The sequence below is a fragment of the Paucibacter sp. Y2R2-4 genome (assembly GCF_025717535.1).
In the GTDB taxonomy this organism is placed as follows: domain Bacteria; phylum Pseudomonadota; class Gammaproteobacteria; order Burkholderiales; family Burkholderiaceae_C; genus Paucibacter_A.
Genome location: NZ_JAJIRO010000001.1, coordinates 615,170 through 637,499, shown reverse-complemented (window position 1 = coordinate 637,499; position 22,330 = coordinate 615,170). Strand labels below are relative to the sequence as shown.

The following is a 22,330-nucleotide window of genomic DNA, read 5'->3' as shown; positions in this document are numbered from 1 at the left end:
TAAGGCCTGAGCTTCAGCCTCAGCCTAGGCGGTGCCCCGCAGCGTCAAACCAATGCAGGCGCTGGGCATCGAAGCCAAATCGCACGGCATCGCCCGCAGCCAAATTGGCTTGCCCCGGCAAGACCGCGCAAACCGTGCGTTCTCCCGCCGACATCCACAGCAGATGCTGGTTGCCCAGCGGCTCCACCAGATCGACCACGCCTGCAAAAGGCTGATCAGGCCCAATCAAGACATCCTCGGGACGCACCGCCAGGCTGATGGCGCCGGCATCGACCGAGGGGCCGGCCAGTTGCAGTGGACCGGCGCAAAACTGGCCTGCGCGCAATTCACCGGGCAAGTGGTTGATGCTGGGTGAGCCGACAAAGCTGGCCACGCGCAAGCTGCTGGGGCGCTCGTAGACCTCGGCCGGGCTTCCAATCTGCAAGATCTGGCCTTGATACATGACGACGATGCGGGTGGCCAGCGTCATGGCCTCGACCTGATCGTGCGTCACGTAAATCATGGTGTTGCTCAGGCGTGCGTGCAACTGCTTGAGCTCGCGCCGCAGCTCGGTACGCAACTTGGCATCCAGATTCGACAGCGGCTCGTCCAGCAGCAGCAAGTCGGCTTCGCGCACCAGCGCACGGCCGATGGCCACACGCTGACGCTGGCCGCCCGAGAGCTGCGCGGGGCGGCGCTCCAGCAAGGGTTCCAGCTGCAACATGGCAGCGGCTTTGGCGATGCGGCGATCTTTCTCGTCTTTGGGCAGGCCGGCCATGCGCAGCGGAAAGCCCAGGTTGTCGCGCACGCTCATATGCGGGTAGAGGGCATAACTCTGAAACACCATGCCCAGACCGCGCTCGCTGGGCGGCGCGGTGCTCATGTCTTGGCCGCCAATCAAGATGCGGCCGCCGCTGATGGGATTGAGGCCAGCAATGCTGTGCAAAAGCGTGGACTTGCCGCAGCCCGAGGGACCCAGCAGCACCAGAAATTCACCGGACTTGACCTCGAGATTGAGCTTTTGGATGACCTCATTGCCGCCAAAGCGGATGTTCAGGTCTTGGATGAGAACTTGGCTCAATTCATGCCCCTTGTCATGGCGCTTGTCATGCCGCTCGTCTTGTCACTTGGGCTGTGCAGTGCTGAGGCCAAGTCAGTTCTCCTTGTAGATGCGAACCCAGTCCACGCTCATCTGAGCCGGGAAGACGGTGCTGGCATCGGGCGAGCCGGGCCAGTCGCCACCCACGGCCAGGTTCAAGATCAGGAAGAAGGATCGCTCGAACACCCAGCTGCCGCCGGCGGGCAGGGTGGCGGGCGTCAGGCGGTGGTATTCGACGCCGTCGACCAGCCAGATGATTTCATTGGGCCGCTTGATGATGCTGAAGACATGGAAGTCGTCTGCCACCGGCTGTTTGAAGTCAAAGGGCTTGCCAATGCCCTGGGCGCCGGAGTAACCCGGACCATGGGCGGTACCGTAGGCGCTATTGGGCGTCTTGCCCACATACTCCAGGATGTCAATTTCGCCGGCGGCCGGCCAGGGCAGCTTGTCGGCGCCCAGACTCCAGAAGGCCGGCCAAATGCCTTGGCCACTGGGGACCTTGATGCGAGCTTCGATCTTGCCGTTGGTGAAGGTGACCTTCCCTTGGCTGAGGATGCGGCCCGAAGTGTAGGCGCAGGGCTTGCCATTCCAGCAGGGGCCAGCATTGGGCTGAGCCTCGGCCTTGATGATGAGCGAACCTTTACCGTCCAAGAAGGTGTTGCGGGTGGAGGCGGTGTAGTACTGCAACTCGTGGTTGCCCCAGCCATTGCTTTCTTGGTTGCCGAGGTCATAGCTCCAGTGGGAGGCATTGGGGGCGCTGCCGGCCGGGCCGTCGAATTCGTCGGACCAGAGCAAGGTCCAAGTCGAAGCGGTCGGCGTGGCCGGCTTAGCGTTCGTTTCGGCCGTGGCAGCCACGCTGCCGCCTCCGCCGCAACCGACCAAGAGCGCCAAGACCGCCGGCAGCAGTGGCTTGGGCAGAGCGAGGCCTGCGCCTAGCTTCTTGCTTGGCTTCATGCCTGGCCTCCGTCTTTGCGCCATTGCTGCAAAAAGTCGCGGTACCAGAGCGCGCTGGCCTTGGGTGTGCGCTTGAGCGTGTCGTAGTCCACGTGGACGATGCCAAAGCGCTTGGAGTAGCCAAAGCCCCACTCGAAGTTGTCCATCAAGCTCCACACCATATAACCGTCCACTTGCACGCCACGCTCGCGTGCCACCGTGACTGCGGCCATATGCTCTTGCAGATAGCTCAGGCGATCCAAGTCTTGCACCGGGCCTTCGGCCGGCGTTTTGTCAGGGAAGGCGCCGCCGTTTTCGGTGATGAAGACGGGGGGCAGATGGGGGTAGTCGGCCTTCATCTGGCAGAGGATGTCGGTCAGGCCCTCGGGGTAGATTTCCCATTCCATCTCGCTCACCGGCAGACCGTGGGCGCGGGCGCTCCAGTGCTGGCCCGAGGCCTGCGCCACATGGCGGGTGTAGTAGTTGATGCCCAGATGGTCCATTGGCGTTTGCAGAATCGCCATATCGCCGGCTTCGATCTTCGGTGCGTCGGCCCCGAGTTCTTCGATGATTTCTTGCGGGTACTGGCCGCGCAGCAGCGGGTCGCTGTACCAGCGGCGGCTCAGGGCGTCGGCGCGGCGGGCGGCGGCAATATCGTCGGGCATGGGCGTTGCCGGCACGCTGGGGCCCATATTCAGCACGATGCCGAGGTTGGCGGTGGCGCCGTCGGCGCGCATCGCTTGCAGAGCCAGGCCATGGCTCAGCATCAAGTGGTGCGAGACCTGCGCGGCAATCGCGCGGTTCTTGATGCCCGGCGCATGGATGCCGACGTCATGCCCCAGGGTGGCGGCGCACCAGGGCTCGTTGTGGGTGGAGATCATGTGCAGCCGGTCACCCAGGTGCTTTTGCACATGGCGGGCGTAGTCCACAAAGCGATGCACCGTCTCGCGATTGGCCCAACCGCCCTGGTCTTGCAGTGCTTGCGGCAGGTCCCAGTGGTAGAGCGTGGCGACCGGCTTGATCCTCCGCTTGAGCAGGCCGTCCACCAGGCGCTGATAGAAGTCCAGGCCTTGCTCGTTGAAAGCGCCGTGGCCCAGGGCTTGCACTCGTGGCCAGGCGATCGAGAAGCGATAGCAGTTGACGCCCAGCGAGGCAATCAGGTCCAGGTCTTCTTCAAGGCGATGCACATGGTCGCAGGCGATGTCGCCATTGCTGGCGTCGCTGATGGCGCCGGGTTGGCGGCAAAAGCGGTCCCAGATCGATTCGCCGCGGCCGTGTTCATGGACGGCGCCCTCGATTTGAAAGCTGCTGGTGGCGACGCCAAACAGGAAGTCGGAAGGAAATTTCTTGTGCATGGGAGTGGCTTGCATTACTTGACGGCGCCAGCGGTCAAACCGGCGATCAGTTGGCGGGATGAGAGGACGAAGAGGACGATCAGGGGCAGGGTCGCAATGGCCGAACCGGCCATGATGGCACCCCATTCGGTGTTGACAGTGGCTTGCAGGCTGCGCAGCGCCAGCGGCAGGGTGTAGTTGTCGCTGTTGCGCAAGACCACCAGCGGCGCCATGAAGTTGTTCCAGGAGGCGATGAAGGTGATCAGCCCCAAGGTGCCCAAGGCGGGGCGCATCAGCGGCAAGGCGATATGCCAGTAGATGCCGAGTTCGCTGCAGCCATCAATGCGCGCGGCCTTCAGCAACTCGGCCGGCACCGAGGCGGCGGCGAATTGCCGCATCAGATAAATACCGAAGGCGCTGGCCGCGCCAGGGATGTAGAGCGCACGGTGGGTGTCGATCCAGCCCAAAGCGTCCATCACCATGAAGTTCGGGATCATGGTCATGAAGGGCGGCACCAACATCGTGCCCATCACCAGCAAGAACAGCGGCTGTTTGAAGCGGAACTCCAGCATCGCAAAGGCATAGCCGGCCATCGAGCAAAACAGCAGGGTCAGCGCAGTGGACATCAGGGCCACATAAAGGCTCCAGCCCAGGTTGCGCCAAAAAGGCAAGCGGCTGGTCAGCGTGGCCATGTTTCGTTCCAACTCGCCGCCAAACCACAGTGGCGGCGGCACGTTGAAGATGGCCGCGTTCGACTGCGTGGCGAACACAAACATGAAGTAGAAGGGCGCCAGCATCAGCAAGGCACCGAAGCCGACCACCGCGTAGGCGGCGAGGCGGGAGGGCGTGGCTTTCATGCTTGACGTTCCTTGAAGGCTTTGTTGGTCAGCCAGGTCATCAGCACCAAGAGCGCGAAGAGCAGCCAGGAGATCGCATTGGCGGCGCCAAAGTCACTGAAGTCAAAGGCCAAGCGATAGACGTACATGGCCACCGTCATGGCCGCTTGGCCGGGGCCGCCGCGGCCGCTGGTGAGGATGAAGGGCTCCTCGAAGAGCTGCATGCCGCCGATGATGCTGAGGGTGACACCAAACAAAATCATCGGTCGCAGCGCAGGCAGCGTGATGAAGCGGAACTGCGACCAAGCACCGGCGCCGTCCAGCCGAGCGGCTTGATAAAGCTCGCGCGGAATGGTTTGCAGCGCGGCCAAATAAAGCACCAGGTTGAAGCCCAGATAACGCCAGAACACCACCATGGCCAAGGCCGGCTTCAAGGTCTGTGGCTGCCAGAGCCAGTTGATCGGCTCCATGCCAAAGACGCTGTGCAGCAGCACATTGATCAGGCCGTAATCGGTGGACAGCAGCGAGGTGAACATCATGGCGATGGCCACCGTCGAGGTGATGTAGGGCAAGAAGTAGGCGGCCGACACCGCATGGTCATGGCGCCCAAAGGCTTGGTTGATGAACACCGCCAAGGGCAAGGCCACCAGGTGCTGGGGAACGCCCGAGACCACAGCCAGCCACAAGGTGTTTTTCAAAGACTTCCAGAACCAGGCGTCACCGAGCACGAACACGAAGTTCTCGCTGCCGACGAATCGCATCGCGTCCAGGCCGGCGGTGGGTTCCCAGCTCTGGAAGGCCATCCACAAAGAGAACAGCAAGGGGAAAAGGCCGAACACAGCAAACAGCAACAAGAAGGGGCTGAGCAGCAGATAGGGCGCCCATTGAGGGGGCAGCAGCGGGCGGCGAGAGGCGTTCTTCATCTTCAGGGCCGCTCTCATCGGGAGGCGCGATGCACCAGCAGCGCTTGCGCGTCGGCCAGGGCTTGCGGGATCGGTTTGCCGTAGATCAGCACGTTGTCGAGTTCGCCATTGACGACCTCTTCTGCGAACTTGTTTTGCCGGTGCAGCGGCCGTGCCGGAATGCGCCGGGCGGCCTCACGCCAGAGCTGGCGGGCCCGCTGGCCGCCAAGGAACTCCACCGGCTCATCGAAGAAAGGGTCTTCATGAGCCGAGAGCAGGGCCGGGAAGGCGTCCTGGCCTTTGAAGCCTTGCAACTGCAGATCCCGGTTCAGCGTCAGGTATTGAATCAAGGACCAGGCCAACGACTTCTTGGCCGGGTCGGAGCGGCGTGGGATCGAGTAATAAGTGCCGCCCCAGCCGGCAAAACTCTGGCCTGGCAGCTGCGACACCCGCCACAAGCCCTTGGTGGAAGGTGCCACGCTATTGGCCATTTGCCCGGCCATCCAGGCGCCCGATAACTCGGTCGCCAGACGGCCACGGCGCAGATGTTCGCTCCAGTCATTGCGCCAGGTGTCGACGATGGCGTCCAGCCCCAGCTGACGGCTTTGCTGCGCCAGTTGAAAGGCACGCTGAAAATGCGCCGAGGTGATGCTGGGCTTGCCCTGGGCATCGAAGTAAATGCTCTGGCCGGCCGGCGTGCTGGCGAAGAGCACGATGTCTTTCAAATAGCGGGCATGGGCGAACAGATAAGCGCCGGTGCGCGCTTTCAGCTGCACGCCGGCTTGCACATAGCTCTCCCAGCTTTCGCACAGGTCCTTGATGTTCAGGCCGGCGCGCTGCAAGAGGTCGTGACGGTAGAACAGCGAACCGGGGCCGATATCGGTGGGCAGGGCCACCACAGCGCCATCGCGGTTGCGCGCTTGCTCAAAGGCGAAGGGCACAAACTGCTCGCGCAGCGATTCAGCCTGATAGGGGGCAAGCGAGAGGTTTTGCAGGCCGGCGCCGAGCGAGAATCGGCCCATATACATGGTTTCCAGCGCCATCACATCGGGCAAGTGAGCACCGCCGCTCGAGGAAGACAGGGCGGTGGTCATGGCCGTATGGTGGTCGTCGTACTGCCGGCTGATGACCTCGACCTCGATACCGCCCTGCGCTTTTTGCCAGGCGGGCAGGGCGCTTTTGATGATCTGGTCCACCATCGGAAAGGCGGCGACCACCAAGCGCTGCGGCGCTGCACTGTTGCTGCTGCTTGCCTCGGCCTGACTTTCTGGAGCGAGGCCTGTGACGGGCGCCAGAGCGGCGGCAGCCAGCAATCGGCGTCGGCGTAAATGGGGCATGGATGTCTCGGGTCTTATCGTTATGAAAGCGCTTGAAAGCGTTTTCATAATTCTGAGTGCAGACCCTGGACGCGCCCAACAGCGTAAACCCTAGCATTTGCGCGCTTGCTAGGGGCAAGCGGCTCGCCGGGCTCGTTTTACACTGCGCCACCATCGTCCCGAGGAGTTTGTGTGCCCAGCAAAATGCCAGTCAAGAAAGCGCCTTCAAGTCGCTCAGAGGGTCGCAGTGATGGGGTTGTGACCCTGGAGCAGGTGGCGCAGCGAGCCGGCGTTTCGCCGAGCACGGTGTCACGCATCCTGAATGGCACCGCCATCGTCAGCGAGGCTAAAAAGGCCGCGGTCGATGAAGCCATTCGCACCTTGGGTTTCAGGCCCAATCCGGTGGCGCGCGGCTTGGCGGGCGGCCGCACCATGAGTGTGGGCGTGGTGACGCAGCGCATCGCCAGCCCCTTTTACGGCGAAGCGCTCAGCGGCATTGAGGTGGCGCTGGAGGCGGCGGGTTATGTGCCGCTCTTCGTCAGCGGCAATTGGAATGAGGTGGATGAGCGCAAGGCCATCGAGTCGCTGCTGTCGCGTCGGGTGGACGGCGTGATCGTGCTGGCCGGACGGCTCAGCAATCAGGACTTGAAGTCCTTGCTGTCCAGCGTGCCTTCCTTGGTGGTGGGGCGCCAGCCCAGTGGCAGTGGCCTGTTCAGCTTTAGCTTTGACAACCGCGCCGGGGCGCGCTTGGCCACTCAGCATTTGATCGATCTGGGCCATCGCCGCATTGCGCTGCTGCAGGGTGATTTGATTCACGAGGATGCGATCGAGCGACAAAGCGGCTACTTGGACGCCTTGTCGGCGGCAGGCATCACGGTGGATCCGCGCCTGATTGTGCAAAGCGACTACACCGAAGCCGGCGGCATGTTGGCGGTCAGCCACTTGCTAGAGCGCGAGGCCGGCTTCAGCGCCATCTTCAGTTCCAACGATCAGATGGCCTATGGCGCCATGCTGGGTTTGTCGCGCCGCAATCTGCGGGTGCCGGATGATGTGTCGGTGGTCGGTTTCGATGACTTGACCATGTCGCGCTACACCATGCCGCCGCTGACCACCGTGCGCCAATCGGTCTACGAGACCGGCACCCAGGCCGCCACGGCCATGCTGGCCTTGCTGCAGGGCGCACAACCCCAGGTGAGCCTGCCGGCGCCAGAGTTGGTGCTGCGGGAATCGGCGCGCCGCGCGGCACGGTGAAACCGGGTTCTGATCCCTTCGGCTTGGGTAGAAAGGACTGAAGGCCCAAGGCGGTTCGCACCTCAGCCTAGGGAGGCGCCGGCAAGGGCGTTGCTCAAACCCGCCAACCTAGGGTGTGTCCCAATTTGAAAGCGCTTGCAGATGCGCGATTCTCTGATTTGATGAAAGCGCTTTCAGTGCTATTCATTCGATAAAAGCCCAAATTACATCGGAGACAAGCCCATGAGAAACACTCGCCCCGTCTGCCGTCTGTCCCTCTTGGCCAGTGCGGCCGGCCTTTTGGTGGCCGGCATGAACGCACAAGCCCAGCAGAGCGCAGCAGCACCCTCGGCCGCCGCTTCAGCGCCCGCCGCCCGCTCGCAAGACGCACAGCAATTGGATGCTGTCGTTGTGACCGGCATTCGGCAAAGCTTGGAAACCTCGCTGAGCCTGAAGCGCAATGCGCGCGGCGTGGTGGACGGCATCGTGGCCGAAGAGATCGGCAAGTTTCCTGACGCCAACTTGGCTGAGTCCATGCAGCGTATTGCCGGCGTGTCGATCGACCGCAGCAATGGCGAAGGCTCCAAGGTGACGGTGCGCGGCGTGGGCCCCGACTTCAATTTGGTACTGCTCAATGGTCGGCAAATGCCGGCGTCCAGCCTCGGCGCCACTTACGCCTCGAACTCGCGTTCTTTTGACTTTGCCAACCTGGCCTCTGAAGGCATTGCCGCCTTGGAAGTCTTCAAGACCAGCCGTTCCGAGAATCCGACCGGCGGGATTGGCGCCACCATCAATATCAAGACCGCGCGTCCGCTGGACAACCCCAAGCAAGTGGCCAGCCTGGGCGTCAAGTTGGTCAGCGATGAATCGAACAAGCGCCTGCCCGACTCGATGAAGGGCACCCAAGCCACGCCCGAAGTCTCCGGCATCTACAGCAATGTGTTTGCGGATGGCACCTTCGGCATCGCCCTGGTTGGCAGCTACCAAAAGCGCAACGGTGGCTACAACCAAGCGGCGGTGGATGCCGGCTGGCGCACCTTCAAGGGTGATGAGCAGAACTGGGGCACCATCCCGCTGCCGGGCCAGCCGGGTGCAGACAAGATCACCAACCGGCCCAAGCCGACGGATTTGTATGTGGTGCCGCAAGAGCTGCGCTACAGCCTGAACGCTTTCGAGCGCACCCGTACCAATGGACAGCTGGTCTTGCAGTTCCGCCCCATCAAGGATTTGACGGCGACGGTCGACCACACTTATTCGGAAAACAAGATCCACTCCAAGCGCGCCGAGTTGTCGGCTTGGTTTAACTTTGGCCCCTCGTCCTCCAGCTGGACCAATGGCCCGATCGCAACGCCCACCAGTTACACCGAAACCTATCCCGCCAGCGGCCCCGCTGACGTGGCGATGGCGGGCAGCATCTACGGTACCAAGAACACCAATCAGTCCACCGGTGTGAACCTGGCTTGGAAGGCTTCGAACACGCTGTCCTTTGACTTCGACGCCCATCATTCCACCGCCACTTCCGGCGCGGACAGCCCGTATGGCAGCAACTCCACGCTCGGCGTGTCGATGCAAAACCGCGCCTTTGCAACGGCGGACTTTTCGAACAAGTTCCCGATCCTGAGCATCGGTCTGCATGGCGACCCGGCGACTGCGCCCAGCTTGATGCAGGTGACCGGCTCGTCTTTCCGCAACAGCTATATGCGCAATGAGATCGATCAGGCGCAGCTGAAGGGCAAGTACGTGCTGTCCGACAACTCGGGCTTGGACTTCGGCGTTGGCTTCACCAAGGTGAACAACCGCACGGCTTTTGCCAATGTGCAGCAGGATGATTGGGGCGGCCACAACAAACCGTCCGACTACGACGACGCGCTTTGGAAGGCGGCCAAGTTGCAAGATTACTTCGCCCATTCCTTCGGCTCGGCGAATGGTTCGGCCTTGTTCAATAACTTCTATTTGTGGGACTTTGAGGCCGTGCGCGCGGCCGCGATCAAGGCCGACAAGAGCGACAAGTGGTTCGTGCCTTCGTCAGACTTCACCGATGACCGCCGTACGCAGGAGAAGTCCACCAGCGCCTTTGTCCAGTACTTCAGGGACTGGGAGTGGGGCGTGCCGATGAATGTGGCCATGGGTGTTCGCTATGAGCGCACCACGGTGAATTCGCAGGCCTTGGTGCCCATCGTCAAGGGCATCAACTGGGTGAGCGCGAATGAGTTTGCACTCGTCAAGGGCGCGTCGGACTTCACCGCACTTTCTGGCAGCTACAACTACTTCCTGCCCAGCATCGACTATGAGGCTGAGTTGAGCGACAAGCTGAAACTGCGGGCCAGCTATGGCGAGACCATTGGCCGTCCGGGTTGGGGTGCGATTCAGGGGGGCGTGACCTTGTCGGACTTCCGTGTCAACGGCGGCTCCGGCAGCCAAGGCAATCCAGCCCTGAAGCCGCTGCTGTCGAAGAACTTTGACCTCTCGGCCGAGTTCTACTACGCCAAGGCCAGTTATGCGTCGCTGGGCTTGTTCCAAAAGAACATCAGCAACTTCATTGGCTCCAGCACGCTGCAGTCCAAGCCCGCCGGCTTGACGACGCCGATCAACGGCCCGCTCTACAACGAAGCGGTGGCGAAGAACTGCGCGACCAAGGATGCGGTCTGCATTCGCAACTACATCTTGAACACCTACAACGGCACAAAGGGTGTGGTTCGCACCGGCTTTGACGGCACCGGCAATCCGGTGGGTACGATTGCCGGCCAGCCCGGAGATCCAGAAGCCGTGTTCACCATCAGCGCCCCGAGCAATCAGCGCAGCGACCACATCAAGGGCTTGGAGTTCAATGTCCAGCACGCCTTTGGCAGCAGCGGCTTTGGTGTTGCAGCCAACTACACCTTGGTGAAGTCCGGACTGAAGTACGACAACAGCAATCTGACCGAGCAGAACGCACTCTTGGGCTTGGGTAACTCCGCCAACTTGGTGGGCTTCTTTGAGAACTCGACCTTCAGTGTTCGCGCCGCCTACAACTGGCGTGATGAGTTCCTCAGCAGCACCACGGCCGACGTCTTCGGTTCCGCAGGCCCGGCTTACACCGACGCCTATGGTCAGTGGGACCTCAGCCTGGGTTATAAGTTCAACAAGAACCTGAGTGTGAACTTCGAAGCGCTCAATCTGAACGACGGCCTCCAGCGCGTCCGCGGTCGCTCCAAGGATGAGACGCTGTACTCGACCCAGACCGGCCGTCGTTACAGCTTGGCTGCCCGTTACACCTTCTGATCCTTTGCTAGCTTTTTTGAACGGCGAGACGACCTGATGCGCGCTGCACTGCTTGATAACGTGAGCCACCGGGATCTGCGTTTGCAGACCCGGCTGGATGCTGCTTGGGGTGATGCTGCGAGTGCCGTGCCCACGGTGCCCGCAGAGTTCAAGCGAGTGCAGGCGCATTTCCCCATCGTGTTCCAGCAAAGTGCCGATGCCGGCGGTTTTCAGCCGGTGGCATTGCTGGGCTTGATGGAGTCGCGCAACAGCTTTTTGGGGCTGCGCGAAGGGGGGGCTTGGGAGGTGGACCATTTGCCTTGGGCCTTGGAACGCCAACCCTTGCTGGTGGGTCGAGACGGTGAGGGCTGGGTCGTGCACATCGACCTGGACAGCCCGCGATTGAGTGAGAGCCAGGGCGAGCCCTTGTTCTTGCCCAATGGCGGGCAGTCGCCCTTGCTGGAGCGGCGCGTTTCGGTCTTGCAAGCGCTGCATGAAGGCATGCAGGCGCTGCCGGACTTCATCGGCGCGCTGCTGCAATATCAGTTGTTGGAACCGATGAGCTTGGACATCGAGCTAGCCGATGGCTCGGTGCGCCGACTCGCCGGCTATTACGTCATCGACGAAGAACGCTTGGAGGCTTTGCCAGGGAGCGCCGTGGCCGCTTTGCATGAGGCCGGCTATTGGTTCCCCATCGCCATGGCGGTGGCCTCACTGGCGAGGATTCCTGCCTTGCTGGCGCGTGAGCAGCGGCTTGCGCGGGCTTGATCTGGTTTTGGGCTGATTCCCATGCAGGCGGTCAAAGAATGGAGGCTTGAAACGCCTGGCCAGGTGCCGCCGGAATTGCTCGTCAGCGATGAACCCTGCGTGCTGCGGGGCTTGGTTTCGCATTGGCCTTTGGTGCGGGCCAGTATTGGCGCGGCGAATGAAGCTGCTGCAGCTTCTGCGGCTGCGGCCAGTTTGAAGGCGATGTGGCGCGATGCCACGGTGGGCGTCTTCCAGATGGAGCCTGCCACCCAAGGCCGCATCGCCTACAACGCGGACTTCAGTGGCTTCAATTTCAGCCGCGAGTTCATGGCTTTTGATCAGCTCTTGGCGCAGCTTTTGGCCTGCCGGGAACAAAAGCCTTCGCCTTATGCTTATATGGGCTCCACCACGGTGGAGACCTGTTTGCCCGGCTTTCGTGCCGAGCATTCCTTGGCTTTTGCTACCGAGGAAGAGCCGCTGGTGAGCTTGTGGCTGGGCAATCAAATCCGGGTGCCTGCGCACCAAGACTGGCCATCGAATCTGGCTTGTTGCGTGGCGGGCAGGCGGCGCTTTACCTTGTATCCGCCCGATGCGGTGGCCGACCTCTACATTGGCCCCCTGGACCTCACGCCGGCCGGTCAGCCCATCAGCTTGGTGGATGACGCGGCGCCCGATCTGCAGCGCTTCCCGCGTTTTGCCCAGGCGCAAGCGCGCGCCCAGGTGGTGGAGTTGGCGCCGGGTGATGCGATCTACATCCCCAGCCTTTGGTGGCATCAGGTCGAGGGCCTGGATGCCTTGAACGGCCTGATCAACTACTGGTGGCGGCGCAGCCCGGCATGGTCGGATTCGCCGATGCATGCGCTGTGGCTGACCCTAGCCACGGTTCGAGACTTGCCGCCGTCCGAGCGCGAAGCTTGGCGGGCCTTGTTCAATCACTATGTGTTCGAGGCCGATGCCGAGACCGCGGCCCATGTGCCGCCACAAGCGCGCGGCTTGCTCGCGCCTTTGGATGAGACCGGCATGCGCCGAATGCGTGCTTGGTTGATGAAGAAACTGAATCGATGAGGTGCTTATGAGCGTGCAAGCTTTCCCGACCGACTCCGCCCGAGCTGCCAGCCCGGTGCGCCGTGTCGTCATCGCTGGCGGCGGCACCGCCGGCTGGATGACGGCCGCCCTGATGGGCAAGCTGATGGGCAAGCAGCTGGACATCCGTCTGGTGGAGTCCGATGAAATCGGCACCGTCGGCGTCGGCGAGGCCACTATTCCGGCCCTGCACATGTTCCACGAACTGCTGGGTATCAAAGAAGCCGAGTTCATGGCTGCCACCCAGGCTACTTTCAAGCTGGGCATTCAGTTTGAAGGCTGGAAGGCACCCGGCCAGGACTACATCCACTCCTTCGGTTTGACCGGCCAAGACCATTGGAGCGCGGGCTTCCAACATTTCTGGCTGAAAGGCCGCCAGCGCGGTCTGGCGCAGCGCTATGGCGAGTACTGCCTGGAGTTGCGCGCTGCCGAAGAAAATCGTTTTGCCCACCTGCCGCAGAACGGCATGAACTATGCCTATCACCTGGATGCCACGCGTTATGCGCGTTATCTGCGCGGTATGGCCGAAGCCAACGGGGTGCAGCGCATCGAAGGCAAGATCACCGAGGTCTTGCGCCACTCTCCCGATGGCGACCTGAGCGCGCTGCGCCTGGCCGATGGGGCCTTGGTGGAAGGGGATTTGTTCATCGATTGCACCGGTTTTCGTGCGCTCTTGCTGGGCGAGACCTTGGGCGTGCCGTATGAGGACTGGACCCATTGGCTGCCTTGCGACCGGGCGGTGGCGGTGCAGACCGCCTCGGTGCGCGAAGCCCCGCCTTACACCCGCTCCATCGCCCATCCCTTTGGCTGGCAGTGGCGCATTCCGCTGCAGCACCGGGTCGGCAATGGCCTGGTTTACAGCAGCAAGGAGTTGTCGGATGCCGACGCGCCGGAGGTCTTGACTCGCCATGTTGAGGGCGAGCTGCTGATGAAGCCGCGCTTGCTGCGCTTCACGCCCGGCCAGCGCCGTGAAGTCTGGAGTCGCAATTGCATCGCCGTCGGCCTGTCCAGCGGTTTCATCGAGCCTTTGGAGTCCACCAGTATTCACTTGATTCAACGCGCGGCAATTCGCCTGATGCGCCTGTTCCCGGCCGGTGGCGTGCGCGAGGTGGACCGGGTGGAATTCAATCGCCAGACCCAAGACGATTTGGAGCACATCCGCGACTTCATCATCCTGCACTATCACGTGACCGAGCGGGATGATTCCGATCTGTGGCGCCATGTGCGCAGCATGGCCGTGCCCGAGACGCTGCGGCACCGGATTGAGCTCTTCACCGAAACCGCGCGGGTGTTCCGGCCCCTGGATGAGTTGTTCGCCGAGAATTCATGGATTCAGGTGATGCTGGGGCAGGGCATCATGCCGCGCCAGCACCACCCGGTCGCCGACCTGATGGGGGATGTGGAGTTGCAGCACTTCTTGGACAACATCCGTCGCCAAGTGGCGCAGCGCCTGACCACGCTGCCTCCGCATGCTGCTTATGTTGAGCGTTTGTGTGCGCCTTACCGCGCTGCGGCTTGAACTGCTTGACCTGCTTGCCCCGCTTTTTTCTTTCAACCTCAAGACTTTGACGACTGGCCATTTGCAAGTGCAAACCGTGATGACTGAAACCTACCCCCGTTTATTGGGTGATATCGGCGGAACCAACGCCCGCTTCGCCTGGGCCGAGGCGCCCGAGGCCCCGGTGGCGCGTTGCGTCAACTACCGCTGTGCCGATTACCCGACCATTGCCGATGCCATCTCGAGTTATGTGGCGGAGCATGCGCCAACTCGGCCTCAAGCGGCTGCCTTGGGCATTGCCAACCCCATCGACGGCGACCAGGTGCGCATGACCAATGGCAATTGGTCCTTTTCGATCCAAGCGCTCAAGCGCGATATGGGCTTGCAGCGCCTGTCGGTGGTGAATGACTTCACGGCGCTTGCCTTGGCCTTGCCCAGTTTGGAGGCCAGCCAGTTGCATGCCTTGGAGGGCGGTAAATCGGTGGCTGGCGAGCCTTTGGCCGTCTTGGGCGCTGGTACCGGCCTGGGGGTGGCGGGCTTGTTGCCGCTGCCGAATGGAGCGTGGCGTCCTTTGTCCGGGGAGGGCGGTCACGCCAGCCTGGCCGGCCAAGATGCGTTTGAAGATGCGGTGATTGCGCGGCTGCGCCTGCGCTTTGGCCATGTGTCGGCCGAGCGGGCTTTGTCGGGGCCGGGTCTGGTCAATCTCTACCTGGCCAGCGCCGAGATCGCCGGCCTGCCGGCGCCTGAGTTGACGCCACCCGAGGTCTTGCAGCGCGCTGAACAGGGCGATGCCTTGGCCAAGCAAGCGATTGCCTTGTTCTGTAGCTTCTTGGGCAGCGTGGCCGGCAATCTGGCGCTGACCTTGGGCGCGCGCGGCGGCGTTTACATCGGCGGCGGGATCGCCCCCCGCTTGCTCAGTGAGTTAGGGCAGTCGAACTTCCGGGCCCGTTTTGAGGGCAAGGGTCGTTTTGCCGACTATCTGTCGGGGATCCCTTGCTTTGTGATTGATGCAGCGGTGTCACCCGCTCTGGACGGGGCTTCACGGGCCTTGGATCTGGGTTTGTAAAACAGCCCGTTCAGGGTCTCAAGCCGCCACGCCGAGGATGACGCTGGAGGCCTTGAATACCGCGGTGGCCTCCATGCCGGGCTTGAGCTCCAGCGCTTGCGCACTGATCGAGGTCACGATGGCGGCGATGCTGCCGCCCCCCGGCAGCTCTAGAACCACCTCGCTATTGACGGCTCCATCGGTCAGCCGGGTTACGCAGCCCTTGAGCTGATTGCGGGCCGAGAGTTTGACCTCGCCATCCCCGGTCATCAAGACAATGCTGGAGGCCTTGACCAGGGCGAAAGCCTTGGCGCCCAAGTCCAGGCCCAGCTCCGTGCGGCTGGCACGGGTGACGGTGGCGACGATGCGCTGGCCGCCGATGATTTCAAGCTCGATTTCGTCATTGACCGCGCCGGGGCGAATGGCGCTGACCGTGCCGGCGAATTGATTGCGTGCGCTGGTTTTCATGGCGAGGCTGCCGATCAAGGAATAGTCGGCCTGCAGGCCTTGGGCTTGTTGATTGAGCCGGGCGATGAAGCGGGCGTGTTCTTGTTGAATCAGGCCGAAGTTGCGGACCAACTGTGCACCGCGCTCGGTGAGGCGGGTGTAGCCGCCGCCCTTGCCGCCGGCCACGCGCAGCAAGAGGGGCTCGCCGGCCAGATTGCTCATGTGCTCAATCGCGTTCCAGGCGCCTTTGTAGCTGAAGCCCACCGTCTTGGCGGCATGGGTGAGCGAGCCCTGCCGTTCGATCTCGGCCAGCAGCGCCAGATGGCGCGCGCTGGCCATGTCCTGACCTTGCATGCTCAGGCGCAAATCGGCGTCGAGTTGCATCGTGATGGGTGCCTCAGAGCTCATTCAGCGTGGCCTCGTTCGTCCTGATGGTCTTCATGACAGATCCGTCCTTGCTTCAACAGCAGACGGGCGTCGCCGAACCGCCGCAGGTCTTCGGGGTCATGGGTGATCATCAGCATGGGGATGTCGATGCGATCGAGCAGGGCATGCAATTCATCGCGCATGCGCTCGCGCAAGGCCGGGTCCAGCGAGGAGAAGGGCTCGTCCAGCAGCAGCGCTTGCGGCTGATTGACCAAGGCACGGGCCAGGGCGGTGCGCTGGCGTTGGCCGCCCGAGAGTTCATGCGGCAGTTGCTGGGCCACCTCATTCAACTCGAAAGCCTGGAGCCAGCGTTCTATCGCCGGGCTCGAGACCTCGCGAGCCGGGTTCAGCAGCCCGGTGCTCAAACCAAAGGCGATGTTCTGGCGCACATTCAATTTGGGGAACAAGGCGTAGTCTTGGAATAAGAAACCCAGACCGCGGTTTTGCGCCGGCAGATTGACGCCCGAGGTCGAATTAAACAAGGTCTTGCCTTGGACCAAAATGCGTCCGCTGTCCGGGCGCAGCAGTCCGGCAATCGCTTGCAAGCACAGGCTTTTGCCCGCGCCAGACGGGCCGTAAATGACGGTGCGCTGAGCTTGGCTTGCAAAGCTGATCTGCAAGTCGAAGCTGCGCCCCGCGCTCTTGAGCCGCTTTTGGAACTCAATCTCAAAGCTCATGATTTCTTCTTCATGCCGCGTTGGGCTCGCGGGCGCGCGACAAGCGTCCTGCCGCCAGCAAGACCGCTACACAGGTGATGGAGGTGATTAGCACCAAGGTGTTGGCCACATCGTCCTGGCCGGCTTGCACCGCCTCGTAGACCGCAATCGACAAGGTTTGGGTTTTGCCGGGAATGCTGCCGGCCACCATCAAGGTGGCGCCAAACTCGCCCAGCGCGCGGGCAAAGGCCAGCAAGAGGCCAGCCAACACCCCATGCCAGGCCATGGGCAAGCTGATGCGAAAGAACACCGCGGCTTCGCTCAAGCCGAGCACCCGCGCGGCCTGCTCGAGCTGCGGGTCCACGCCTTCAAAAGCGGCCCGCGCTGACTTCAAGACCAAGGGAAAGGACACCAGGGTCGCCGCGATCACGGCGCCTTGCCAGGTGAAGATCAGGTTGATGCCGAAGTGTTGATCCAGCCAGGCGCCCAGCCAGCCGCGCTTGCCGATCACGACCAGCAGGTAGTAGCCCAAGACCGTGGGCGGCAAGACCATGGGCAGGGTCAACATCGCGTCCAACAGATCTCGCCCCGGGAAGCGCTTGCGGGCCAGCAGATAGGCGGCAGCTACGCCCAAAAACAAATTCAGCGCCGTGGCCCAGCCCGCCACTTTCAGTGACAGTGCGAGTGCAATCCACGCCGAGGAGTCGAGGGCCATTCAGTGACTCAAGGGCTCAGGGTTTATGGAAGCCGAATTTGGCCAAGACGGCCTGGCCTGCGGGAGCGCTGAGATAGTCCACAAACTTGCGAGCCGCCTCTCGATTCTGGCCCTCGGCCAGCACCGCAACTGGGTAACGGATGGGGGTCTCGGTGGGCACGGTGAAGGCGACCTTGACCTTTTCTTTTTGCACGGCGGCATCGGTTGCATAGACGAAGCCGGCCTCGACCTCGCCACGTGCCACATAGTCCAAGGCCTGGCGCACATTGCTGGCAAAGACGGCCTTGGGCTCGATGATGGGCCAGAGCTTGGTGGCCTCCAGCGCCCCCTTGGCGTAACGGCCGGCCGGCACGGTTTCCGGCTTGCCCAAGGCCACTCGTTTGAACTCGGGCTTTTGCAGATCGGCCAAGTTGCTCAGGGCTAGTTGGCTGTCCGCAGGGGTGATGAGCACCAAGGCATTGCGGGCAAAGTCGCGCCGGCTGCCTGGCAGCACAAGCTTCTGGGCCTGCGCTTTGTCCATGGTGTCCTGGTCGGCAGAGGCAAACACATCGACCGGCGCCCCCTTGGCGATTTGCGCCAACAAGGCGTCGGAGGCGGCAAAGTTGAACAAGAGCTTGGTGCCGGGATGCTGGGCTTCAAAGCTGGGCGCCAGTTCCTTGAAAGCATTGCTGAGGCTGGCGGCGGCGGACACGGTTAAATCGCCGGCCTTGGCCACCGAGGTCAGCAGACCGAGCGCAGCAAATGCCGCGATCAGGCCAAGTTGCCGAGTGATTCTTTGAGCCTTCGAAGCAAAAGCCATTCCGGGGTGTCCTTGATATGCACGTCTTACCTGGCGCGGGCCTGCAGTCCTTGATTGGAACGGGCGCCGCCGGGTAGCGAAATATATAGCAATACACAACGGGTGGCGCCGCCAAGCCTGGGGTGCCTCCGAGGGCTGTTCCTTCTGTAGGGGATCGTGTGAACGGGAGCGCCGGCTTGGCTTGAGCCGCCAAGCCGGCGTTCTTGGGCTTACTCGAAACGGTCCAACACCGCGCCGGAGCTGGCGCTCGAGGCGTTCTTGGCGAACTTGGCCAGCACGCCACGGGTGTAGCGCGGCGCGGGCTTGACCCAGGCGGTCTTGCGGGTGGCCAGCTCGGCGGCATCGACATGCAGCTCCAGCAGCAGCTGATGGGCGTCGATGGTGATGCGGTCGCCCTCCTGGACCAGGGCGATCACGCCGCCTTCATAGGCTTCAGGTGCCACATGGCCGACCACCATGCCCCAGGTGCCGCCGGAGAAGCGGCCGTCGGTGATCAGGCCCACGCTTTCGCCCAGGCCTTGGCCGATCAGGGCGCCGGTGGGGGCCAGCATTTCGGGCATGCCGGGGCCGCCCTTGGGGCCAAGATAACGCAGCACCATGACGTCACCGGCGACGATCTTGCCGGCCATGATGGCGGCCAGGGCCGATTGCTCATCGTCGAAGACGCGCGCCGGGCCACTCATCACCGGGTTCTTGAGTCCGGTGATCTTGGCCACGCAGCCCTCGGGCGAGAGGTTGCCCTTGAGGATGGCCAGATGGCCTTCGGCGTAGATCGGGTTCGTGACCGGGCGGATGACTTGTTGATCGGCGCGCAGATCGGGCACCTCGGCCAGGTTCTCGGCCACGGTCTTGCCGGTGATGGTCATGGCGTCGCCGTGCAGCAGGCCATGCTTGAGCAATTCCTTCATCACGGCCGGGATGCCGCCGGCGTGGTGCAGATCAATCGCCAGGAACTGACCGCTGGGCTTCAGATCGCAGAGCACCGGGGTTTTGCGGCGCACGCGCTCGAAGTCGTCGATGCTCCAGTCCACCTCGGCCGCATGGGCAATCGCCAGGAAATGCAGCACGGCATTGGTCGAGCCGCCGGTGGCCATGATGACGGCCACGGCGTTTTCGATGGCCTGCTTGGTGACGATGTCGCGCGGCTTCAGGTCGGCCTTGACGGCTTCGACCAGCACGGCCGCCGCCTTCTTGACGCTTTGAACCACCTCGTCCTCGACATTGGCCATGGTTGAGGAGTAGGGCAGGCTCATGCCCAGGGCCTCAAAGGCTGAGCTCATGGTGTTGGCTGTGTACATGCCGCCGCAGGAGCCACTGCCGGGAATGGCTTTGCGTTCGATGGCGCAGAAGTCTTCCTCGCTCATCTTGCCGGCGCTGAATTGGCCCACGGCCTCGAACACGCTGACGATGTTCAGATCCTGGCCCTTGTGCTTGCCCGGCAGGATGGTGCCGCCGTAGACGTAGAGCGAGGGCACATTGGCGCGCAGCATGCCCATCATGCCGCCCGGCATGTTTTTGTCGCAGCCGCCGATGACGATGACGCCGTCCATCCACTGACCGCCGACGCAGGTTTCCACACAGTCGGAGATCACCTCGCGCGAGACCAGGCTGTACTTCATGCCCTCGGTGCCCATGGCCATGCCGTCGGAGATGGTGGGGGTGCCGAAGATTTGCGGATTCGCGCCGGCTTCTTTCAGACCGATCACGGCTGCATCGGCCAGCTTTTGCAGGCCGGAGTTGCAAGGCGTGATGGTCGAGTGGCCATTGGCCACGCCGATCATGGGCTTGCCGAAGTCACTTTCTTGGTAGCCCATGCCGTAGTACATGGAGCGGTTCGGCGCGCGGGCCACGCCCTCGGTGATGTTTTTGGAACGACGATTGGCAGGGGTCTGGCTCATGGGGTCTCCTCAGTTCGCTGGCAGTATCTCTGCTGGCTACCTGCTGATCAAATATATTATTCAGTTCTCATTCATACGTTTGATGAATCAATGATCGACTTACGCAGCCTGCGACAGTTCCTGGCCGTGGCTGAGGAATTGCACTTTGGCCGCGCCGCCGAGCGCTTGCACATGACCCAGCCACCGCTGACCCAGGCCATTCAAAAGCTCGAGCAGTCGCTGGGCGCGACGCTGTTTGAGCGCAGCAGCCGCAGCGTGCGCCTGAGCGCGGCCGGGGCGGCCTTGTTGCCCAATGCGCAGGCCTTGCTGACCCAGGCCGAAGGCTTGCCGGCCTTGGTGCAGGCTGCTGCCGATGGGCGCCGGGGGCGGCTGAATCTGGGCTTTGTTTCGACCGTGGGCTTTGGGGATCTGCCGCGCTGGCTGCGCAGCTTTCGGGAGCTTTACCCGGAGGTGGCCCTGAGCTTGCGCGAGGCCACGCTGGATGTGCAGCTGCCGGAGTTCGAGCGGGGCGAGTTGGACGCGGGCTTCATCATCCATGCGCCAGGCTCGCAGCCCGCCGGCTTTGAGCGACTGAAGATTGCCCGCGAGGCCATGGTTTTGGCGCTCAGTGCCGATGAGGCAATGGCCTCTGGGCCAAGCCTGGATGCCGCTGAAGTGGCGCGTCAGCCCTTGGTGATCTTCCCGCGCGCGATTGCGCCCTCATTGTTTGAAGCAGTGTTGGATTTTTATCGCCAGCAGCAGCGCGAGCCGGGCATCGTGCAAGAGGCCATCCAGATGCAGACCATCGTCAACCTGGTGTCGGCCGGCATCGGTGTGGCCTGGGTGCCGGCCAGCGTGATGGCGTTTCAGCGGCCCGGTGTGGTGTACAAGCCGGTGCAGGGCGCAGTGCCCACCTGCGAAACCAGCTTGATTTGGCGCTCCGACGCCGCACCCGCAGTGCAGCGGTTTGTGGCCCATGTTCGGGCACAGTTGCCGCAAAACTTAGCGCCAAGCAAGTCAGCCGTTTGAATCTGCATCTCGTCGCAAGCCGATCTGCAGAATGAGTGCCGCTGCTCACAATGCGCCACAGTTTCTTTTTCCTGCAATCCAGGCTAGGTGGACCATGCAACAGCGACCTTCTTTCACTCTTCGTGCTCTGACGGCTTTTGTGTTGGCAGCGGGGTTTGGGGCGGCCCAGGCTTCAATCTTCAAGGACCCGCAGTTCGACAGTCTGGCTGATGCGAACAAGTACGCTGACTTGGAACAGCTGGCTCAAGCGCGCTTGAAGGCCAACGCGGCCGATGTGGAAGCCAACGCGGCGCTGGCCTTGGCGCTCTCGGCCCAAGATCCGGCCGACGCCAAGCGTATGGAAGCCGGGGCCAAGCAAGCCAAGCAATGCGTGGAGCAACATCCAACGGCGGCCGTCTGCCAGCTGGTGCGGGCGCAAAACCTCTATCTGCAGATGGGCGAGGCGGGTATGTTCAAGGCCGTGAGGCTGATGGATGGTGTCAAAGAAGCCTTGAACCGAGCCTTGGAGCTGGACCCGAGCAGCTTTGTCGCTCGCGTGCAGCTGAGCAAGCTCTACTTGTTTGCTCCCGGCATGCTGGGCGGCAGCACCGCCAAGGCCAAAGAGCTGGAGGCCGCAGTGCGTAGCACGCAGCCGGAACAGGCCCGTTTGCTGCGCGCCTATATCGCCGCGGATGCCAAGAAGTGGAGCGAGATGGAAAGCGAACTCTTGGCGCTCAAGCCCGGCAAGGATGCCGCGCTGCTGGAGGAGGCGCGCGCGGCCTCCATGCAACTGGCCACGCATTACCTGAAGGACGCGAAAGACCCGGCCAAGGCCAAGACCGTGTTCGAGAACCTGCAGCGCGAACAGCCCAACTACGCCCATGGGCCGTACGGCCTGGGTCGCGTGTTGGCGGAAACCGGGCAGACCGAGGAGGCTGTGCGTTACTTTGAGCGCGCCAAAACCTTGGCCGGCGCCGATGAATTGCCGATCGATCACCGACTCGGCGACGCCTTGCTGGCCAAGGGTGACAAAGCCCAGGCCAAGGCTGCTTACGAGCGCTTCTTGAAGACCAAGCGCGCTAACCCCAACAATGTGGAGGCAGCCCGCAAGAGCTTGGCTTCGCTGGGCTGAGACCTCGCTGGCGGTAAGCCGTCGATAA

The 22,330-nt window shown here is 62.6% G+C and carries 19 protein-coding genes; 8 read left to right on the top strand and 11 right to left on the bottom strand.

Going from position 1 to position 22,330, the window contains the following annotated elements:
- Window positions 1-19: 19 nt before the first annotated feature.
- The 6 genes from LNV06_RS02770 to LNV06_RS02745 all read right to left on the bottom strand — a co-directional run bounded on the left by LNV06_RS02770 (window position 20) and on the right by LNV06_RS02745 (window position 6,420).
- Entirely contained in the window at window positions 20-1,060 is a 1,041-nt protein-coding gene (locus tag LNV06_RS02770) for an ABC transporter ATP-binding protein (RefSeq protein WP_263536706.1), read from the bottom strand.
- 72 nt (window positions 1,061-1,132) lie between these two features.
- Window positions 1,133-2,032, bottom strand: coding sequence for a glycoside hydrolase family 16 protein (locus tag LNV06_RS02765; protein ID WP_263536705.1), 900 nt, complete (start codon window positions 2,030-2,032; stop codon window positions 1,133-1,135).
- A complete protein-coding gene (locus LNV06_RS02760) occupies window positions 2,029-3,366 on the bottom strand; it encodes a GH1 family beta-glucosidase (RefSeq protein WP_263536704.1) in 1,338 nt (445 codons plus the stop codon). Before LNV06_RS02760 ends, LNV06_RS02765 begins: the two co-directional genes overlap by 4 nt.
- A gap of 14 nt (window positions 3,367-3,380) precedes the next feature.
- A complete protein-coding gene (locus tag LNV06_RS02755) occupies window positions 3,381-4,202 on the bottom strand; it encodes a carbohydrate ABC transporter permease (RefSeq protein WP_263536703.1) in 822 nt (273 codons plus the stop codon).
- The gene (locus LNV06_RS02750; RefSeq protein ID WP_263536702.1) at window positions 4,199-5,104 is read right to left on the bottom strand and encodes a carbohydrate ABC transporter permease; all 906 of its coding nucleotides are present in this window, start codon (window positions 5,102-5,104) and stop codon (window positions 4,199-4,201) included. The genes LNV06_RS02755 and LNV06_RS02750 overlap by 4 nt, the downstream gene beginning before the upstream one ends.
- 14 nt (window positions 5,105-5,118) lie before the next feature.
- Entirely contained in the window at window positions 5,119-6,420 is a 1,302-nt protein-coding gene (locus LNV06_RS02745) for an ABC transporter substrate-binding protein (protein ID WP_263536701.1), read from the bottom strand.
- Window positions 6,421-6,603: 183 nt separating this feature from the next.
- Between LNV06_RS02745 and LNV06_RS02740 the strand changes: the two genes are divergently transcribed.
- The 6 genes from LNV06_RS02740 to glk all read left to right on the top strand — a co-directional run bounded on the left by LNV06_RS02740 (window position 6,604) and on the right by glk (window position 15,263).
- Window positions 6,604-7,650 (top strand): LacI family DNA-binding transcriptional regulator, encoded by a 1,047-nt coding sequence (locus LNV06_RS02740; protein WP_263536700.1) that lies wholly within the window; start codon window positions 6,604-6,606, stop codon window positions 7,648-7,650.
- Window positions 7,651-7,872: 222 nt separating this feature from the next.
- Window positions 7,873-10,890: a TonB-dependent receptor gene (locus LNV06_RS02735; RefSeq protein ID WP_263536699.1), complete on the top strand. Its 3,018-nt coding sequence runs from the start codon at window positions 7,873-7,875 to the stop codon at window positions 10,888-10,890.
- A gap of 36 nt (window positions 10,891-10,926) precedes the next feature.
- Window positions 10,927-11,637, top strand: coding sequence for a SapC family protein (locus tag LNV06_RS02730; protein WP_263536698.1), 711 nt, complete (start codon window positions 10,927-10,929; stop codon window positions 11,635-11,637).
- A gap of 21 nt (window positions 11,638-11,658) precedes the next feature.
- Window positions 11,659-12,681, top strand: coding sequence for a cupin-like domain-containing protein (locus LNV06_RS02725; protein ID WP_263536697.1), 1,023 nt, complete (start codon window positions 11,659-11,661; stop codon window positions 12,679-12,681).
- A 7-nt stretch (window positions 12,682-12,688) separates the two neighbouring features.
- Window positions 12,689-14,218: a tryptophan halogenase family protein gene (locus tag LNV06_RS02720; protein WP_263536696.1), complete on the top strand. Its 1,530-nt coding sequence runs from the start codon at window positions 12,689-12,691 to the stop codon at window positions 14,216-14,218.
- A 79-nt stretch (window positions 14,219-14,297) separates the two neighbouring features.
- Window positions 14,298-15,263 carry a glucokinase gene (gene glk / locus LNV06_RS02715; RefSeq protein WP_263536695.1) on the top strand — a complete coding sequence of 322 codons (966 nt, stop codon included), beginning with the start codon at window positions 14,298-14,300 and terminating at the stop codon, window positions 15,261-15,263.
- An 18-nt stretch (window positions 15,264-15,281) separates the two neighbouring features.
- Here glk and LNV06_RS02710 read toward each other — a convergent pair whose 3' ends face one another.
- The 5 genes from LNV06_RS02710 to ilvD all read right to left on the bottom strand — a co-directional run bounded on the left by LNV06_RS02710 (window position 15,282) and on the right by ilvD (window position 20,183).
- Complete coding sequence (locus LNV06_RS02710) at window positions 15,282-16,097, bottom strand: TOBE domain-containing protein (RefSeq protein WP_263536694.1); 816 nt, start codon at window positions 16,095-16,097, stop codon at window positions 15,282-15,284.
- Window positions 16,094-16,792 (bottom strand): sulfate/molybdate ABC transporter ATP-binding protein, encoded by a 699-nt coding sequence (locus tag LNV06_RS02705; protein ID WP_263536693.1) that lies wholly within the window; start codon window positions 16,790-16,792, stop codon window positions 16,094-16,096. The genes LNV06_RS02710 and LNV06_RS02705 overlap by 4 nt, the downstream gene beginning before the upstream one ends.
- Before the next feature lie 10 nt (window positions 16,793-16,802).
- A complete protein-coding gene (gene modB, locus LNV06_RS02700) occupies window positions 16,803-17,486 on the bottom strand; it encodes a molybdate ABC transporter permease subunit (protein ID WP_263536692.1) in 684 nt (227 codons plus the stop codon).
- 16 nt (window positions 17,487-17,502) lie between these two features.
- Window positions 17,503-18,285 (bottom strand): molybdate ABC transporter substrate-binding protein, encoded by a 783-nt coding sequence (gene modA / locus LNV06_RS02695; protein ID WP_263536691.1) that lies wholly within the window; start codon window positions 18,283-18,285, stop codon window positions 17,503-17,505.
- 209 nt (window positions 18,286-18,494) lie between these two features.
- Entirely contained in the window at window positions 18,495-20,183 is a 1,689-nt protein-coding gene (ilvD, locus tag LNV06_RS02690; RefSeq protein WP_263536690.1) for a dihydroxy-acid dehydratase, read from the bottom strand.
- Window positions 20,184-20,273: 90 nt separating this feature from the next.
- On the opposite strand from ilvD, the gene LNV06_RS02685 reads away from it, so the two are divergent.
- Both LNV06_RS02685 and LNV06_RS02680 read left to right on the top strand, forming a co-directional pair.
- Entirely contained in the window at window positions 20,274-21,191 is a 918-nt protein-coding gene (locus tag LNV06_RS02685) for a LysR family transcriptional regulator (RefSeq protein WP_263536689.1), read from the top strand.
- A 94-nt stretch (window positions 21,192-21,285) separates the two neighbouring features.
- On the top strand, window positions 21,286-22,302 hold the full coding sequence (locus LNV06_RS02680; RefSeq protein ID WP_263536688.1) for a tetratricopeptide repeat protein: 1,017 nt from the start codon (window positions 21,286-21,288) through the stop codon (window positions 22,300-22,302).
- Window positions 22,303-22,330: the final 28 nt, after the last annotated feature.